The following is a 17,033-nucleotide window of genomic DNA, read 5'->3' as shown; positions in this document are numbered from 1 at the left end:
GATCCGCCCGCGAGCCGCACGCGCCCGGGCGGCGCGCGCGGGTCGGGATCGGCTACTCATCGGAGCGGGACGCCCACGGTGCGCAGGCGGCGCGCGGCGGGACCGGTCAGGCGGCGTCCTGCTGACGACGCCAGCGGATGCCGGCCTCCAGGAAGCCGTCGATCTGGCCGTCGAGCACCGCGTCGGGGTTGCCCACCTCGAACTCGGTGCGCAGGTCCTTGACCATCTGGTACGGGTGCAGGACGTAGGAGCGCATCTGGTTGCCCCAGCTCGAACCGCTGTCCTTCAGCGCGTCCAGCTCGGCCCGCTCCTGCTCCTTCTTCTTGGCCAGCAGCTTGGACTGCAGGACCCGCAGCGCGGCGGCCTTGTTCTGCAGCTGCGACTTCTCGTTCTGGCACGACACCACGATGCCGGTCGGGATGTGCGTGATGCGCACGGCCGAGTCGGTGGTGTTGACGCTCTGGCCGCCGGGGCCCGAGGAGCGGAAGACGTCGACCCGGATGTCCTTCTCCGGGATCTCGACGTGGTCGGTCTCCTCGACCACCGGAAGCACCTCGACGCCGGCGAACGAGGTCTGCCTGCGGCCCTGGTTGTCGAAGGGCGAGATCCGCACCAGCCGGTGCGTGCCCTGCTCGACCGAGAGCGTGCCGTAGGCGTAGGGGGCGTTGACCCGGAAGGTCGCCGACTTCAGCCCAGCCTCCTCGGCGTAGGAGGTGTCGTAGACCTCGACGGGGTACTCGTGGCGCTCGGCCCAGCGCACGTACATCCGCATCAGCATCTCGGCGAAGTCGGCCGCGTCCACCCCGCCCGCCTCGGCGCGGATGGTGACGACGGCCTCCCGCTGGTCGTAGTCACCGGACAGCAGGGTGCGGACCTCCAGCGCCTCGAGGTCCTTCTTGAGCTTGGTGCGCTCGGAGTCGGCCTCGGCGAGCCCGGAGTCGTCGCCCTCGTCCTCGGAGAGCTCGTAGAGGACCTCCAGGTCCTCCACCCGCTGGCGCAGGTCCTTGATCTTGCGCAGCTCCGACTGGCGGTGCACGAGCTGGCTGCTGACCCGCTGCGCGTGCTCCACGTCGTCCCAGAGGTCGGGGCGGGCCGCCTCCTCCTCCAGTTCCGCGATCTTCGCGCGCAACGCGTCCAGATCCATCACGCTCTCGATGCCCTCGAGAGTGGTGGACAGTTCCTTGAGGTCGGCGGCGACATCGGGATTCACAGTGCTCAAGAGTACTTGACCCGTGCGCCCCGGCCTACGAGGACGGCCTGATTCGACGTCGGGCGGCCCCGACGCCGGGGCCGCCCGACGGCAGGCGTGGCGATCACTCCGGGATGGCGTCCAGGAGCTTGATCACGGCGCGGTTGTGCGCCACCGCGAAGTCGGCCGCGGCCTTCTCGTACGGGTCGGTGGTGGCCTTCGCGGCGTTGCGCGCCTCGTCGAGCTTGGCCGCGTACTGGACGCGGGCGGAGTCGACCAGCGCGGCCCGCTGCTTGGGCGTCAGCGATCCGGAGTGGACCAGGCGCAGGATCAGGGGGCTGCGGACGTTGTCCGGGCCGGGCTCGGTGTTCAGCCAGGACTTGAAGGCCCGCTTGCCCGCGGCGGTGATCGCGTACTGCTGGCTGGAGCGGGGACCCTGCTTGCCGAGGCGGAGCAGGCCGGCGTCGGTGAGGGCGGGGAGCTCCCGGTACACCTGGCTGCGGGTAACACTGAAGAACCCGCCGAAGCGCTCGGTGGCGGCCGCAACCAACTGGCCACCGGTCTTCGGCCCCTCGTGCAGTAGGCCCAACAGGGCGGCGGATGTCGCATTCAGCTCGGTCACGACTCCAAGGTGCCACGTGTGCGCGATGGTGTCCACAGTGGCCAGCACATCTGTCCACTGTGGTTGCAGTGGACTGGTCCGAGTGGACGAACGGCTACTCCGATCCCGTCAACGCCGGTGGCGGCGACCCCACTCGCGGACTCACACATGAAGCGGTTTCGCTTCGGCCGAATGGCGAACACGGGTGCACGGAGCGCAACCGCCCGGGCCCGCGCTGCCCTGTCCGGGCGGTATTCGCGGTTCTATGAGGTGCTCTGGCCCGCCGGGGCTGCCCAACATCACCGGCGGGCGAGCACGCTGCTCTTGGCCGGCCCGCAGGAGGCCGTGGACGAGTGGAGTCGGAGGAGGCGACCGTGCATCGCAGTTGGTTGCGTACCAAGCTCGCGGAAACCGGGACCAAGGTGACCGGCAAGGTCACCGAGCGAGCGAAGGCCATGGTGCCGTTCCAGCTGGCAAGCGAGGATTCGTGCATGGTGTGCGGACGGACCATGCGCAGGCACCACACGGTCCGCGGCGACGGGCGGGTGTGCTCACCCGCGTGCGCCCGGACCTGGGCGGAGGGCCTGTAACCGCCGGCCGGCCACAGCCACCCCGATGACCAGCACCCGATGACGACGAAGCGAAGGCCCGGACCAACCGGTCCGGGCCTTCGTTCAGTAGCGGGGACAGGATTCGAACCTGCGACCTCTGGGTTATGAGCCCAGCGAGCTACCGAGCTGCTCCACCCCGCGCCGTCTTTCGTTGTGAACAGAACTTTACACCGCCCCCAACAGCCCCCTTGAACGGGGGTCCCCTCAACGTCTCGAACACCCGATGACCAGGCAAAACATCGCCCAGATCATCGCGGACGCCCATAAGCCCACCGGGCCACCTATCCGACGGCAGAGCGACGGACGCTGGTCCAGAACCAGGCCGGGAACAATCCCCGAACGAGAAGCCGACGAAAGCCCGCACCGCACTGTGGGGGGCTTGGGGGCTCGGCCCCCCAACAAACACCAGAAAAAAAGTGAAGGTGGCGCACTCGCGAGTGCGCCACCTTCACCATCTTGGTAGCGGGGACAGGATTCGAACCTGCGACCTCTGGGTTATGAGCCCAGCGAGCTACCGAGCTGCTCCACCCCGCGCTGTGTTGTGCCATAAGACTAGGCGACCGGCGAATGATAGTGCAAACCAGCCCCCGTGAATAGTGACCAGGGTCATCGACCTCCGCGGGCACGAACGTCGTTTCCGCAGGAAGAACGACGGCGGGGGCGCCTCGCGTCCACCGCGAAGCGCCCCCGCCACCTGAGGCAGGCCCGGCTCAGCCGCCGGTGCCCCCGAGCTGCTCGAAGCGCTTGAGCGCCTCGTCGAGCTGCTGGTAGGCCGCGCCGAGCCGGCCGAAGTTGCCGGACTGCTGCGCCGAGCGCACCGACTCCAGCGCCGTCCGGATGTCGGCGACCGCCTTGGTCATCTCCGGGCTGCCGGCCGGCGGCTGCTGCGTCGGGGGCTGCTGCCCGGGCGGCTGGTTGCTGTCCTGCCCGGGCGGCGGCTCGTCACCGGCGGTCTGGCCCGCTCCGGGACCGAAGACCTGCTCCAGCGCCCCGGCCAGCGTCTCGGAGAACCCGACCTTGCCGCCGAAGGAGACCAGCACCCGCGCGAGCTGCGGATACGACTCGGTCTCGTTCCGCTGGATGTAGATGGGCTCGACGTAGAGCAGCCCACCGGCCACCGGCAGCGTCAGCAGGTTGCCGAAGATCGCGGTCACCTGCGGGTTGTTGAACAGGGTCCGGTTCTCGGTGACCTCCGGCGTGGACTCCATCTGGTTCTGCACCTGGTTGGGGCCCGGGGTCTGGGTGTCGGTCGGCAGCCGCAGGACGGTGAGCTTGCCGTAGTCCCGCGGGTCGGACGACGCCGACACCCACGCGGCGAGGTTCTGGCGCTTCAGCGCCGTGAGGGCGCTGGTGAGCTGGAACGTCGGCTGGTTCTGGCCCTCGATCTGCGCCAGCACGTAGTACGGCGGCTGCTGGTTGCCCTGGTTGCTGCCGCCCTGACCGCTGCTGGTCGGGTCCGGCGGGACCTCCCAGAAGGTGCGGTTGGAGAAGAAGTCGCCCGGGTTGGTCACGTGGTACTGGGTGAGCAGTTGGCGCTGCACCTTGAACAGGTCCTCCGGGTACCGGAAGTGCTCCTGCAGCTGCGGGCTGATCTCCTTGGCCGGCTTGACCACACCGGGGAACACGCCCTGCCAGGCCTTGAGCACCGGGTCCTTCTCGTCGACCGCATACAGGTCGACCGATCCGTCGTAGGCGTCGACGGTGGCCTTCACCGAGTTGCGGATGTAGTTGATCGGCTGGTTCGGCTGGCGCTCGACGCCGGTGAGGGTGTCGGTGGTCGCCTGGCCGAACTGCGTCTGCTGCGAGTACGGGTAGTTGTCCAGCGTGGTGTAGCCGTCGATGATCCACTTGACCTTGCCGTCGACCACCGCCGGGTACGGGTCGCCGTCGAGCTTGAGCCAGGGCGCGACCTTCTGCACGCGGTCCCTGGGGTTGCGCTCGTACATGATCTTGGAGTCGGAGCCGATCGCGGTGTTGAACAGGAAGTTGCGCTCCCCGTAGTAGCCCGCGAAGACCAGCCGGTTGAAGAAGCTGCCCAGCGGCACCCCGCCCTTGCCGGCGTAGGTGTAGGCCGACCGGTCTGTGTCGTACTCCCGCGGCGCCTCGCCGGGGTTGCCGCCGACGATCGCGTAGTCGTTCTGGTTCAGCAGCTCGCCGTAGTAGACGCGCGGGTTGTCGACCGGGATCGCGCCCTTGCCGCCGTTGGCGACGTCGCTGATCTGGAACACCGGGTAGCCGCCCTGGGTGGCGCCCTCCTGGAAGGTGGAGTCGACCCGGTCGGCGGGCGCGGCGATGAAGCCGTTGCCGTGGGTGTAGACCATGTGCCGGTTGATCCAGCTCTGCTGGTTCTGGGCCAGGCCGTCGGTGTCGATCTCGCGCAGCGCCACCAGGTAGTCGCGCAGCTGGCCGTTGGGCTCGCGGTAGCGGTCGACGTCGAGCTTCTCGTTGAAGCCGTAGAAGTTGTACTGCTGGGTGAGCTGGGTGAAGGTGTCGGACAGGACGTTGGGGTCGAGCAGCCGGATGTTGGGGATCGTGCCCTCGTCGTCGGCGACCTCGCCGGGGGTCAGCGCGGTCTTGCCCGGGTAGTCCTTGATCGTCACCTTGTCCGCGCCGATGCCGAAGGCGCTGCGCGTGGCGGCGAGGTTGCGCTCGATCGACAGCGCCTCGCGCTGGTTGGCGTTCGGCCGGACCGAGAACTGCTCCAGCAGCGCGGGCCACACCGAGCCGACCAGGATGCTCGACAGCACCAGCAGCACGGTCGCGATGGCCGGGATCTGCAAGTTGCGCAGGAAGATCGCGGCGAAGAACGCCAGGGCGCAGAACACCGCGATGATCATCAGGATCAGCTTGACCGGCATCAGCGCGTTCAGGTCGGTGTAGGTGGCACCGGTGAACAGGCTGTTGCGGTCCGACAGCAGCAGGTCGTAGCGGTCGAGGAAGTAGTCGACCGCCTTGAGCAGGACGAACAGCCCGGCCAGCACCGAGAGCTGGATCCGCGCGGGAGCCGCGACCTGCCCGGACCGCCCGGCCAGCCGGATCCCGCCGAAGATGTAGTGCGTGACCAGCGCGCCGATGAACCCGACGGTGATCGCCACGAACGACCACGACAGCAGGAAGCGCCAGAACGGCAGCTGGAAGGTGTAGAAGGAGATGTCGTTGCCGAACTCGGGGTCGACCTGGCCGAACGGCACGCTGTGCAGGAACAGCTGCAGCGTCTGCCAGTCCGACTGCGCGGTCAGGCCCGCGATCACGGCGATGACGATCGGGATGCCCCAGCCGAACAGCCGGGAGCGCTCGGTGGCCACCGTGCGGTAGCGCGCGAGCGGATCGTCCGGCCCGCTGACCGGCACGAACACCGGCCTGCTGCGGTAGGCGATCCAGAGGTTCAGCAGCAGCACCACGCCGACGAAGGCGCCGGCGGCCACGCCCAGCCCGAGGCGGCTGAACACCTGGGTGGCGAACACCTGCCGCCGCCCGACCTCACCGAACCACAACCAGTCGACGTAGGTGCCCAGGAGCCTGGACCCGGCGATCAGGGCGATCAGCACCACCCCGCCGAGGATCAGCAGGATCCGGCTCCGCCGGGACAGTTTCGGCATTCCTACCGGGGGCCGCATGGCCACAGCGCACTCTCCTGGGGATGGTCATTCAGTGCCCGGAGGCCGCCGCGAGCAGCGCCGACCCCGCTCATGATGTTCAACTCTACGACCCCCCGGAGTAGTTCCAGAACCGCACCGCGAAATTGGAACAAGCGGACATCTCACCCCCGAGGCGCCGCTGGTCACGCGGGCGTGCGCGGGTGCGACGATGAGCGCATGTCACCGGACAACACCCAGGACATGGCCGGCGCCCTGCGAGTGGCCACCCGCGAGATCGAGGAGTTCGTCGGGGCGGCGGGCTGGGACCAGCCCACCCAGGTGTTCGCCCTGGTGCCGACCTCGGAGCTGCTCGCCGCCGAGCCGAACCTGGCCGACCAGCTCGACCCGGAGTCCGCGCTGACCCCGATCGCGCAGGAGTCGCTGCCCGCCGACGACCTGGCCGAGGCGCTGGCCCGCATCAGCTGGCCGGAGCAGGTCGCCGGGTGCGCGATCGTGCAGGAGATCGTCGTGCTGCCGCCGGAGGCCGAGGCGGCGCTGCCCACCGACGGCGAGCAGGCCCGCCAGGCCGCCGCCGACCACCCGGAGCGCCGGGAGGCCCGGCTGGTCGCCGCGGTCCTGCGCGACGGCGCGGGCGCCTGCCTGATGCGACTGCGTGCCGAGGGCGACGAGGCGGGCGAAGTCGTCGAGGACGCCGGCCTCGCTCCGAACCTGCTCAACGCGTTGCGGGAGACCTTCACGGTCTGAGCCGGCGACCGGGGGCGCGGCCGCTGTCCGGCGGTCGCGGCCCTGCTACCGGTAAGCGGGCTGACCGCCGCGCTCCAGCAGCGCCGGGGGGAGAGCGCTCAGCCGCGGCCGCCGGTCAGCAACCGGCCGGGACCTGGCCGTTGCGCAGAGCTTCGAGGGCCTTGTTCGCCTCGTCCAGCGTCGCGACCTTGGCCAGCCGCAGCCCCGCCGGGGCCTGCGCCTTCGCCTCCGCGCAGTTGCCCGCGGGCACCAGGAAGGTCGTCGCGCCCGCCTCGCGCGCCTTGACCATCTTGAACGGGATGCCGCCGATCGCCCCGACCGTGCCCGCCGGGTCGATCTCGCCGGTACCGGCCACGAACTGGCCGCCGTTGATCTCACCAGGCGTGAGCTTGTCGATGATGGCCAGCGAGAACATCAGGCCCGCCGAGGGCCCGCCCACGTCGGCCAGGCTGATCTCGATGCCGAACGGCACGTCCGGCCGCTCGGTCGCGGCCACGCCGAGGAAGCCCTGCGGCTCGCCGTGCGGGTGCTGCCCGAGCTGGACGGTCGCGGCGCGCTCGGGCTCGTCGGCGTGCCGGAAGCGGATCTCGACCCGGTCCCCCGGCCTGTTGGCCGCCAGCGCCTCGCGCAGCGACGCGGCATCGGTCACCGGACGACCGTTCGCGCTGATCAGCCGGTCGCCGGGCTCGATGACACCGTCGGCGGGGCTGCCCTTGACGATCTCGCCCGCAAGCACCTTCGTCGGGTACCCGAGGTAGCGCAGCGCGGCGGTCTCGGCGGTGGTCTGCGAGTCGTTGAACGCCTTGGTGTTCTCCTGCTCGATCTGCTGCTCGGACTTGTCCGGCGGGAAGTACACCTCGCGCGGCGCCAGCGCGTAGCGGCCGCTCACCCACAACCCGAGCGCGCCGAACAGCGAGAGCTGGTCGGTGACCGTCACCGTGGTCATGTTCAGGTGCCCACCGGTCGGGTAGGTCTGCTGACCGTCGATCCGGATGACCGGCGTGTCCCCCTCGGTGCCCAGCGTGTCGTAGGTGGGACCGGGCCCCAGAGCGACGAACGGCACCTGGACGAACGCGCCGAGCATTCCGAAAACCACGACCAGGAGCACACTCGTCATCAGGGTCCACGTTCGGCGTGTCACGAGGCGACAGGGTACGTGTTCACCCAGGGCGAGCGTGTGGACGGCTTCTACCGACCGGCGCTACCCGCGTACGGTGGAACCATGAGTGATCTGCCGTTCGGGTTCGGCCCGCAGGACCCCGACGACCGCGACAAGCGCGACTCGTCGGAAGGGCGCTCCGAGGGTGGCGCCGGAAATCACGGGGACATGCCCGGCTTCGGTTTCGGCGCGCTGCCGGGTGGTCCGGGCGGCATGCCCAACTTCGACATCGGCCAGCTCGGCCAGATGCTGACCCAGCTCGGCCAGGTGCTCAGCCACTCCGGTGGCGGCGGCGAGGGGCCGGTCAACTACGACCTGGCCAAGCAGCTCGCCATCCAGCAGCTGCACAGCGGCCAGCGCACCGAGCGGCCCAGCCAGGAGCAGGTCAAGGCCATCGAGGAGGCCGTCCGGCTCGCCGAGCTGTGGCTGGACCCGACCACCTCCCTGCCCGCGGGCGTGCGCAGCGTGCAGACCTGGTCGTCGGTGGACTGGGTCGAGAAGACGATGCCGACCTGGCAGCGGCTGTGCGACCCCATCGCCCAGCGGATGTCCAACGCGTGGCTGGAGGCGCTGCCGGAGGAGGCCAAGCAGGCGGCCGGTCCGCTGCTGTCCATGCTCGGGCAGATGGGCGGGCTCACGTTCGGCTCGCAGCTCGGGCAGGGGCTGGCCCAGCTCGGCGGCGAGGTGCTGACCTCCACCGAGGTCGGCCTGCCGCTGGGGCCCGAGGGCACCGCCGCGCTGCTGCCCGCCAACATCGACCGCTTCGTCGAGGGCCTGGACCGGCCCGGCAGCGAGGCGACCATCTTCCTCGCCGCGCGCGAGGCGGCGCACCACCGCCTGTTCAGCCACGTCCCGTGGCTGCGGCAGCGGCTGCTGGGCGCGGTCGAGGAGTTCGCCAGGGGCATCACCGTCGACACCTCCTCGCTGGAGGAGCTGGCGGGCAAGATCGACCCGACCAACCCGGGCTCGATGCAGGAGCTGATGAACTCCGGCATGCTCGAGCCGAAGACCACGCCGGAGCAGGAGGCCGCCCTCAAGCGGCTGGAGACGCTGCTCGCGCTGGTCGAGGGCTGGGTCGACGTGGTCGTCGCCGACGCCATCGGCGAACGGCTGCCCGGTGCGAGCGCGCTGGGTGAGACCATCCGCCGCAGGCGGGCCAGCGGAGGCCCGGCGGAGCAGACCTTCGCCACGCTGATCGGCCTGGAGCTGCGGCCGCGGCAGATGCGGGCGGCGGCGACGCTGTGGAGGTTGATGACCGAGCGGCACGGCGTCGAGAGCCGCGACCGCGTGTGGGACCACCCCGACCTGCTTCCCGGCAGCGAGGACCTCGACGAGCCGCTGGACTTCGCCGACCGCTGGGGCTCGGGCTCGACCGACCTGGACGACCCGATCGCGGCGATCCGCCGCGCCGAGGCCGACGAGGCGGCGAAGTCGGACGACGCCGCGGAGCCGGAGAGCGGCGAGTCCGACGACTCGCGTGGCTCGGGTGACTCCCGTGGCTCCGGTGACGCTCGTGGCTCGAGTGACTCGGACGAAGGCTCGACCGGCGAGAGCGGCGACGAGCAGCGCGGCGGGCCCGACAAGCAGTAAGACCGCGTGGACGTGCCGGTTCGCGGCACGTGCACGGACTCGGACCCCGGCCGGGGTGATGCGGCCGGGATGAGTTCGTTGGATCTTCCCGAAGGCGGCGGCCTGAGCGAGACGGCGGCCATGACTGTGCCTCTCGGTCTCAGACGGCGTCGGACTCCGGCTCGGTGTCGTCGTCGAGTCCGAGGTCCAGGTGGGCCGCCGCGGACAGCCCTTCGAGGTAGCCGACCGCCCTTTCGGTCTTCGGGTACTGGCGCACCAGCTTCCAGAACGCGGGCCCGTGGCCCGGCACCAGAAGGTGCGCCAGCTCGTGGACCAGCACGTAGTCGAGCACCCATCCGGGTACATCTCGCAGGCGTCGACTCACCCGGATGGACGCATCGCTCGGAGTGCAGGACGCCCACCGGGTCCGCATCGGCGGCACCCACCGGACGGTGGCCGGTTCGGCCCTGCCGTCCAGGTACTTCGCCGCGAGCGCGCGGCACCGCTCGGCGAGCGCCTCGTCGGAGTCCCTGGCAGGCGAGCGCCGTCGGGTCTCGCTGCGCTGGAGACGGCTCAGCATGTCCGCCACCCAGCGCTTTTCCTCCGCCCGGCTCATCCGGGCCGGCAGCAGAACGACGACCTTGTCGCCATCTCGGTAGGCGCTCACCGTTTGCCGCCGGCGCTTGCTGCGGCGCACCTCGACCTGGGGTTCAGCCACGAGAGCCGACCTTAGCGAGCGGGTCTGACGAACGGATCCCCCTGTGAGCTTCACCGCACCACCTACGCCGCGTGATCACCCAAGGGATTACTCCTTTAAGCCGAACATGCGATGCTCTTTATGTATGCAGCTTGATTGGTCCGCCTGTACCGTTCCCCCAGCGCGGCCCGGACCCGGGCTACCGAAGACCCGGCGGCAACGCAGGGTCACGACACGAAGGAGGGGAGCCGTGGCCGACAAGTACAACGGCTACTGCGTGAAGTGCCGGGAGAAGCGGGACTTCTCCGGTGAGGTCGCGGAGACCAACGGACGCCGCATGGCGAAGGGCACGTGCCCGGTCTGCGGCACCAAGATGACCCGCATTCTCGGCAAGGCTTGAGCGCACCACGCGGGTGGGCCGCGAGCGGTCCACCCGCGGCACCCGCCGGCAGCCGCCCGCGCGGCGGCCACCTCCAAGCAGCACATCGTCGGCGTACCGGGCTCACCCGGCACGACGGGGCAACTCGCGCCTTTCGCGCTCGGTCCGGCTGACCTACCGCCCCGGAAGCTCGCGGCGTCCGCCGCGCACGACTCCTCAGACCGTTCGCCGCAGCAGTGGTTGCTCCCGTGCTCGGAACAACAGCATCCGACCTGTCGATCACGCCCCACAGGCGGCTGGGAACGCTCTAGCATGTGACTGGGTTCCTCGATGTCGAACACCTGGTCATCGAGAGAGTTTTCCTGTGCCCGAATGAGGAGAATTCGTGACCGACATCCCCCGCCGGGCGGCCCACCGCACCGCCAAGCTCGCCAGCCTCCCGCTCAGCGTCGCGGGCCGGGTTGCCGCGGGCTGGGGGAAGCGCATCACCGGCGGGGACGCCGAGCAGATCAACGCCGAGGTCTCGGCCAGGACGGCCGAACAGCTCTTCGCCGTCCTCGGACAGCTCAAGGGCGGCGCGATGAAGTTCGGGCAGGCGCTGAGCGTGTTCGAGGCCGCCGTCCCAGACGACATGGCGGGCCCCTACCGCGAGGCGCTGACGAAACTGCAGTCGGCCGCGCCGCCGATGTCGGAGGCCAGCGTGCGCCGGGTCCTCGACGAGCAGCTCGGCCGGGCCTGGCGGGACCGGTTCGCGCACTTCGACGAGGTCCCGGCCGCGGCCGCGAGCATCGGGCAGGTGCACCGAGCCGTCTGGCACGACGGCCGCGAGGTCGCGGTGAAGATCCAGTACCCGGGTGCGGACGAGGCGCTGCGCGCGGACCTGCGCCAGCTCATGCGCTTCTCCCGGCTGTTCCAGTCGCTGGCGCCCGGGGCCGAGATCAAGCCGCTGCTCACCGAGCTGCAGGACCGGATGGTCGAGGAGCTCGACTACCGCAGCGAGGCCGACCACCAGCGCGCCTTCGCCGCGGCGTTCGCCGACGACGAGCAGGTCCTGGTGCCGCGCGTGGTCGCCAGCGCACCGAAGGTCATGGTCACCGAGTGGGTCACCGGCACCCCGTACGCGGAGATCATCGCCGGAGGCACGCGCGAGCAGCGCGACGAGGCGGGACGGCTGCTCGGGGAGTTCCACTACTCGTCACCGGCGCGGGCCGGGCTGCTGCACGCCGACCCGCACCCGGGCAACTTCATGATGATGGGCGACGGCAGGATCGCCGTCATCGACTTCGGCGCGGTCGCCAAGCTGCCCGACGGACCGCCGCGCACCATGGGCCGGATGCTGCGGCTCGCGCTCGAGGACCGCGCGGACGAGCTCCTGGAGCTGCTGCGCGCCGACCGCTTCGTGCAAACCGACAGCAAGCTGCGGGCCGAAGACGTCCAGGCGTACCTCGGGCCGTTCGTGGACCCGGTCCGCACCGAACGCTTCCACTTCACCCGGCGCTGGATGCAGAGCCAGGCGGAGCGGGTCGGCGACCTGCGCAGCCCGGAGTTCCGCACCGGCCGCTCGCTCAACCTGCCCCCGGACTACCTGCTCATCCACCGCGTCACCCTCGGCGCCACCGGCATCCTGTGCCAGCTCGACGCCGAAGTGGCGGCCCGGGAGATCATTTCGAACTGGCAGCCCGGCTTCGCGGAGTGAGGAGCTTGGGGCAGGGTGCCGCGGTGGGGGCTTGGCCCTTGCGCGTCGCTTTGGGAGTGGGGACGCGTGGGTTTTCGGGGTACTCACCCTGGCCTTGCGGGGCGCCTTGGGTGCGGGGGCGCGCAAGTTTCGACGCATCCACCCTGGCCTTGCGGGGCGCTTTCAGAGTGGGGGCGCGCGGGTTTTCGAGGTACCCACCCTGGCCTTGCGGGTCGCCTTCAGCGCGGGGGCGCGCGGGTTTTCGAGGTACCCACCCTGGCCTTGCGGGTCGCCTTGGTAAGGGGTTTCTGGGGCGCTCGCCGCCCCCAGGCCCCCGGCAGGTCTCCGGGATGAGTGGGTTTTCGAGGCAGCTTGCGGTGGGGCGGTTGGCGGATCTCATCCCGTCGACCCCCACGAGGGCTATCAGACCGCGTCAAGGGGGCCGGTTTTCGAGGCAGCGTGCGGTGGGGAGCGAGTGGGCCCCCTTGACCCGGTCTGATCGGGCTGGCGCCAGGTCGACGGGATGAGAACCGGGCACCGCCTGTTTTGTGGGCACCGCCGTTGTGTCTCAGGTGGTGTTGTCAGGTGGAGTGGGTGGGTTTGGTGCCGACGTGGACGGTGTTGGCGACCAGGTACTGGACGTCGGTGCGGTTGCGGATGAAGTGGGGGCTTTCCGGGTCCAGGAGTTGGTCGAGTGACTGCAGGTCGTCGGCGCCGGCGGTTTCCTCCGCTGCCTCGCGCAGCCACTCGAGTCGGCGCACGGCGGCGTTGAGGGCGGCGCCGGATGCTGGGGCGGGGCGGTCGATCAGGTAGCTCCAGGACTCGACGTCTTCGAGGCCCGCTTCGGTTAGCGCCGCCGGCCAGCCCATCGGCATGCGCACCGAGCCCTCCATCTCCGCGCGCATCCGCCGGAACCGGTCGTCGCGGGCTGCGGCCAGCCGTGACTCCAGGCCAGGTTCGCCGAGACCGATGTCCCACGGCAGGACGCGCTGGTCCAGACCGAACTCGACCAGTGCGAGGCGACCGCCGGGCCGCACCGTCCGGGCCATCCGGCGGAGGCCGGCGATCTGGTCGGGCAGGTGGTGCGCGACGAACGATGCGAACACCAGGTCCATCTGGCCGACCAGGTCCGGCAGTGCGTCGTCGGCCGCGTCCGCGCGGACCGCGCGCACCTCCACGCCGCCGGACGCGGCGCGCTCCGCGCAGTCCGTTGCGGCGGCGAGCAGTTCCGGCGCGCTGTCGACGACGATGACGGTGTCACCGATGCCTGAGAGCGCCTTGGCGAACGCCGCTGCCGAGCCACCGGCACCCGCACCGACATCGACGACCGACCGGTCCTCCGGCCGCAGCAGCCGCTTGACCAGTTCCGCGGTCTCCGGCGCGGTGAGCGCGTCGGTGTCGCGCAAACGCTCCAGCCGCGCGTCCCAGTCGATGTTGTCGTAAGAATGCAGGGCCATGAACGACCACTCTACGGGCGAAAGCCCCTGGCGAACCCGCGGATGCGGGACACGCCAGGGGCTTCGTTCACCGACAGCGTTGCGCGCGGTCGGCGCGGTCGGAGGCGTAGGCGGCCAGTCGCCGCCACAACCGCCCTGCTCCGACCTCACGCGCCAACCGCGCTTCTCGTGCTTCGCGTATCAGGTCCTGCATCCGGATCTTCGACAAATGCTCCGGCATCATCATTCGGTACTTCACTTCCATTCTCGGACCGCTGATCTGGTTGATGACCCTGTTGTCGTTCATGCCGCCTTCTCCTGACCACGTCGCCGGGCGTCGGCCGCGCTGGACTGCACCGCTCCACCGCCGGCAGGCAGCGGGTGCTTGCGGGGACGGCCGCGAGGCCGCTTGCGCGCGATGACGGTTCCGCGCTCGAAGATCTCACCGCCCCAGACACCCCAGGGCTCACCCCGGGAAAGAGCACCCGCGAGGCATTCCGCCCTGATCGGGCACTCCGCGCACAGCGACTTGGCCTGCTCCAGCTCACCGGGGCTTTCGGCGAACCACAGGTCGGGGTCGCGGCGGCAGGGCAGTTCCGCGCCCAGGGCCGGGGCGCTGTCGAGCAGAGTGCCGACGGCTTCACCCTGCTGGGCCTCGGCTCCTTCGGATATCGGCACGCTGGTGGTCAACATGCAAGTTCCTCCTGTCTTCGGTCGGCGGCGGATTTCTCGGAAGTGGCGGAAACAGACCCAGAAACGACGAGAAGGCCGCGGACCCGGCAGTGAGCGGGTCCGCGGCCTTCGAAAAGCCTGAAGCGTGCTTCTAGATCATGCGATCAAGGAGATGCTTCGAAACGGACCGGCGATGCACGGTCTGGATCTGAGTGAACGCGGTGAAAACGCGCGGCTCGGCAAACGGGCCGACATAGCCACGATTGCCTTCTCGGACGCCCCAACGCGCGGTATCCCCGGACATGAGGTGGCCAGGGATACCGAACATCGTCGTGTTGGTCATCTGAAGCCACCTCCTTCCCAGCGTTCGCACCGGGGGGTTCGCCCCTCCTCAGCGCGCTACTGCAGGCTATTGGCCCGAGGGCGCCGATCGCAACTCATTTTTCCAAGATTCCGCGAGTTCGGGTGAAAACCTGCGGCGACCTGCGGTTTCAGTCCGGACGACCGGCCTGCACCAGGGCCAGGACGTCCGGTCCGAACTTGCGGAGCTTCGAAGCGCCTATTCCCGATATTCCCACTAGTTCCGCCTCATCGGACGGACGCTGCTCGGCGATCGCGGTCAGCGTCGCGTCGGTGAAGACCACGTAGGAAGGGACCTTGAGCTGCCTGGCGCGCTCGCTGCGCCACGCCTTGAGCTGTTCGAGCAGCCCCTCGTCCACATCGGACGGGCAGTCCGAGCAGCGCGCGAGCTTGATGTCCATCGTGTTCACCAGCGTCGTGTTGCACACCCGGCAACGCGGCTTGGCCTTGCTCGGCGCGGCGACCGTCTCGCGCTCCTTGACCTTGGCGGGCAGCGCGGCGGGGTGGTCGTCGGGCACCAGGTTGTAGACGAACCGGCTGCGCCTGCGGTATCGGCGGCCGCCCTCGGCGCGCGACAGCGCCCACGACAGCTGCAGGTGCTCCCGGGCGCGCGTCACGCCCACGTAGAGCAGCCTGCGCTCCTCCTCGATCGCCGCCGGGGTGTCGGCGTGCTGGATCGGCAGGGTGCCCTCGACGAGCCCGGCCAGGAACACCGCGTCCCACTCCAGGCCCTTGGCGGCGTGCAGCGAGGCCAGCGTCACGCCTTCCACCGTCGGCGGGTGCTGCGACTCGGCCCGCACGTCGAGCTCGGCGACGTACCTGGCCAGGTCGGCCTCGGGCACGGTGGCCGCCAGCTCCTCGGCGAGCTCGACGAGCGCGATCAGCGACTCCCACCGCTCCCGCGCGGCCCCGCCACCCGGTGGCTCGTCGGTCAGGCCGACCTCGGTCAGGACCTCCCGCACGTCGGCGGGCAGGTCACCGGACTGCTCGTAGCGGGATGCGGCGGCGCGCAGGGTGACCATCGCCTGCCGGACCTCGGTGCGGGCGAAGAACCGCTCACCGCCACGCACCTGGTACGGGATCTCGGCGTCGGCGAGCGCCTTCTCGTAGACCTCGGACTGGGCGTTGACCCGGAACAGGATGGCCATCTCCGACAGCGCCACGCCCTGCTTCGCCAGCTTGGCGATCTTGTGCGCGATGGCGTGGGCCTCGGCGGGCTCGTCGTCGAACTCGGCGAAGTTGGGCCGCGGGCCGTCCGGGCGCTGACCGACCAGCCGCAGCCGCGTGCCGGAGGGCCGCTCCCTGGCTGCGTCGATGACCTGGTTGGCCAGCGCCACCACCTGCGGCGTGGACCGGTAGTCGCGCTCCAGGCGCACGACCGTGGCCTCGGGGAACCGGCGCGGGAAGCCCACCAGCCACTTCGGCGCGGCACCGGCGAAGGAGTAGATCGTCTGGTTCGCGTCCCCCACGACCGTGAGGTCGTCGCGCTTGCCCAGCCAGGCGTCGAGGACCCGCTGCTGCAGCGGGTTGACGTCCTGGTACTCGTCGACGACGAACGAGCGGTAGCGGTCGCGGAACTCCTCGGCGATCTCCGGGTGCTCCTCCAGGATCGCCGCCGTGTGCAGCAGCAGGTCGTCGAAGTCCAGGACCTGCGCGCCGTTCTTGAGCTTCTCGTAGCCGGCGAAGACCTGGCTGACCTGCTCCGGCGGCGCCGGCGCGTCCCGGCCCGCGGCGGCGGCCGCGGCGGGATACTGCTCCGGCCCGACCAGGCACGCCTTCGACCACTCGATCTCGCCCGCGAGGTCGCGCACGGACTCCTTCTCAGTGGGCAGGCCGACCCGCCCCGCGGCCTGCATGACCAGCCGGAACTTGTTGTCGGTCAGCGGCCAGACCTGGCTGTCGTGCACCCGCGGCCAGAAGTAGCGGAGCTGGCGGAACGCCGCGGCGTGGAAGGTCTGCGCCTGCACACCGGCGGCGCCCAGCGCCCGCAGCCGGGTGCGCATCTCCCCCGCCGCGCGGGCGGTGAAGGTGACCGCGAGCACCTGCTGCGGGGCCACGAGGCCGCGCTGCACCAGGTAGGCGATGCGGTGAGTGATCGTGCGGGTCTTGCCGGTGCCCGCGCCGGCGAGCACGCAGACCGGGCCGCGCGGTGCGACGACCGCCTCCCGCTGCTCCGGGTCCAAACCTTCCAGGAGTCGCGGTTGTTCGGCCATGGCTGGCATCTTCGCAGAAGCCATCCCCGTGCCACGCCCCGGCATTCCCCCGCGTGTCGGGCTTGCAGGACGCACGGGTCGCGCATCGCGGAAGGAAACGTGCGACGAATTCAGTCCCGACCTGGGAAG

General features: G+C 70.3%; 15 protein-coding genes and 2 tRNA genes. 5 read left to right on the top strand and 12 right to left on the bottom strand.

Features of this window, described 5'->3' with window-relative positions; translation table 11 throughout:
• Positions 1-106 precede the first annotated feature (106 nt).
• Together prfB and SACE_RS05400 are read right to left on the bottom strand one after the other, a co-directional pair.
• Complete coding sequence (gene prfB / locus SACE_RS05405; RefSeq protein WP_009946567.1) at positions 107-1,210, bottom strand: peptide chain release factor 2; 1,104 nt, start codon at positions 1,208-1,210, stop codon at positions 107-109.
• A 103-nt stretch (positions 1,211-1,313) separates the two neighbouring features.
• Positions 1,314-1,811 (bottom strand): PadR family transcriptional regulator, encoded by a 498-nt coding sequence (locus SACE_RS05400; RefSeq protein WP_029621593.1) that lies wholly within the window; start codon positions 1,809-1,811, stop codon positions 1,314-1,316.
• A gap of 353 nt (positions 1,812-2,164) precedes the next feature.
• Between SACE_RS05400 and SACE_RS05395 the strand changes: the two genes are divergently transcribed.
• Complete coding sequence (locus SACE_RS05395; RefSeq protein ID WP_011873255.1) at positions 2,165-2,380, top strand: hypothetical protein; 216 nt, start codon at positions 2,165-2,167, stop codon at positions 2,378-2,380.
• A gap of 88 nt (positions 2,381-2,468) precedes the next feature.
• Here the strand turns inward: SACE_RS05395 and SACE_RS05390 are convergent.
• From SACE_RS05390 to SACE_RS05380, 3 genes are all read right to left on the bottom strand, one after another.
• A tRNA-Met gene (locus SACE_RS05390) sits at positions 2,469-2,542 on the bottom strand.
• A 316-nt stretch (positions 2,543-2,858) separates the two neighbouring features.
• Positions 2,859-2,935 (bottom strand) — tRNA-Met (locus tag SACE_RS05385).
• Positions 2,936-3,111: 176 nt separating this feature from the next.
• Positions 3,112-6,018, bottom strand: coding sequence for a UPF0182 family protein (locus SACE_RS05380; protein ID WP_081468308.1), 2,907 nt, complete (start codon positions 6,016-6,018; stop codon positions 3,112-3,114).
• Between the two features lie 198 nt (positions 6,019-6,216).
• Here SACE_RS05380 and SACE_RS05375 point away from each other — a divergent pair, with 198 nt between their 5' ends.
• On the top strand, positions 6,217-6,744 hold the full coding sequence (locus SACE_RS05375; RefSeq protein ID WP_009946571.1) for a PPA1309 family protein: 528 nt from the start codon (positions 6,217-6,219) through the stop codon (positions 6,742-6,744).
• 115 nt (positions 6,745-6,859) lie between these two features.
• Here the strand turns inward: SACE_RS05375 and SACE_RS05370 are convergent, their stop codons facing one another.
• Positions 6,860-7,861 (bottom strand): YlbL family protein, encoded by a 1,002-nt coding sequence (locus SACE_RS05370; protein ID WP_011873254.1) that lies wholly within the window; start codon positions 7,859-7,861, stop codon positions 6,860-6,862.
• A 105-nt stretch (positions 7,862-7,966) separates the two neighbouring features.
• On the opposite strand from SACE_RS05370, the gene SACE_RS05365 reads away from it, so the two are divergent.
• On the top strand, positions 7,967-9,493 hold the full coding sequence (locus SACE_RS05365; RefSeq protein ID WP_011873253.1) for a zinc-dependent metalloprotease: 1,527 nt from the start codon (positions 7,967-7,969) through the stop codon (positions 9,491-9,493).
• Between the two features lie 139 nt (positions 9,494-9,632).
• On the opposite strand, the gene SACE_RS05360 is transcribed toward SACE_RS05365, so the two are convergent.
• Positions 9,633-10,190 (bottom strand): M48 metallopeptidase family protein, encoded by a 558-nt coding sequence (locus SACE_RS05360; protein WP_009946576.1) that lies wholly within the window; start codon positions 10,188-10,190, stop codon positions 9,633-9,635.
• A gap of 229 nt (positions 10,191-10,419) precedes the next feature.
• Between SACE_RS05360 and SACE_RS38250 the strand changes: the two genes are divergently transcribed.
• Positions 10,420-10,569, top strand: coding sequence for a DUF5679 domain-containing protein (locus SACE_RS38250; RefSeq protein ID WP_009946578.1), 150 nt, complete (start codon positions 10,420-10,422; stop codon positions 10,567-10,569).
• Positions 10,570-10,933: 364 nt separating this feature from the next.
• Entirely contained in the window at positions 10,934-12,244 is a 1,311-nt protein-coding gene (locus tag SACE_RS05355; RefSeq protein WP_009946580.1) for an ABC1 kinase family protein, read from the top strand.
• Between the two features lie 560 nt (positions 12,245-12,804).
• Here SACE_RS05355 and SACE_RS05350 read toward each other — a convergent pair.
• The 5 genes from SACE_RS05350 to SACE_RS05330 form a co-directional block, all read right to left on the bottom strand.
• Positions 12,805-13,680: a methyltransferase domain-containing protein gene (locus SACE_RS05350; RefSeq protein ID WP_011873252.1), complete on the bottom strand. Its 876-nt coding sequence runs from the start codon at positions 13,678-13,680 to the stop codon at positions 12,805-12,807.
• Positions 13,681-13,747: 67 nt separating this feature from the next.
• Entirely contained in the window at positions 13,748-13,966 is a 219-nt protein-coding gene (locus SACE_RS05345; RefSeq protein WP_009946582.1) for a hypothetical protein, read from the bottom strand.
• A complete protein-coding gene (locus tag SACE_RS05340) occupies positions 13,963-14,352 on the bottom strand; it encodes a WhiB family transcriptional regulator (RefSeq protein WP_009946583.1) in 390 nt (129 codons plus the stop codon). The genes SACE_RS05345 and SACE_RS05340 overlap by 4 nt, the downstream gene beginning before the upstream one ends.
• A 130-nt stretch (positions 14,353-14,482) precedes the next feature.
• Positions 14,483-14,674, bottom strand: coding sequence for a hypothetical protein (locus SACE_RS05335; RefSeq protein WP_009946584.1), 192 nt, complete (start codon positions 14,672-14,674; stop codon positions 14,483-14,485).
• Between the two features lie 148 nt (positions 14,675-14,822).
• Positions 14,823-16,904 (bottom strand): ATP-dependent DNA helicase UvrD2, encoded by a 2,082-nt coding sequence (locus SACE_RS05330; RefSeq protein ID WP_009946585.1) that lies wholly within the window; start codon positions 16,902-16,904, stop codon positions 14,823-14,825.
• Positions 16,905-17,033 lie beyond the last annotated feature (129 nt).

This window comes from Saccharopolyspora erythraea NRRL 2338, from assembly GCF_000062885.1.
Taxonomy (GTDB): Bacteria; Actinomycetota; Actinomycetes; order Mycobacteriales; family Pseudonocardiaceae; genus Saccharopolyspora_D; species Saccharopolyspora_D erythraea.
The sequence above is the reverse complement of the archived record's forward strand: the minus strand, read 5'-3'. Positions and strand labels throughout refer to the sequence as shown.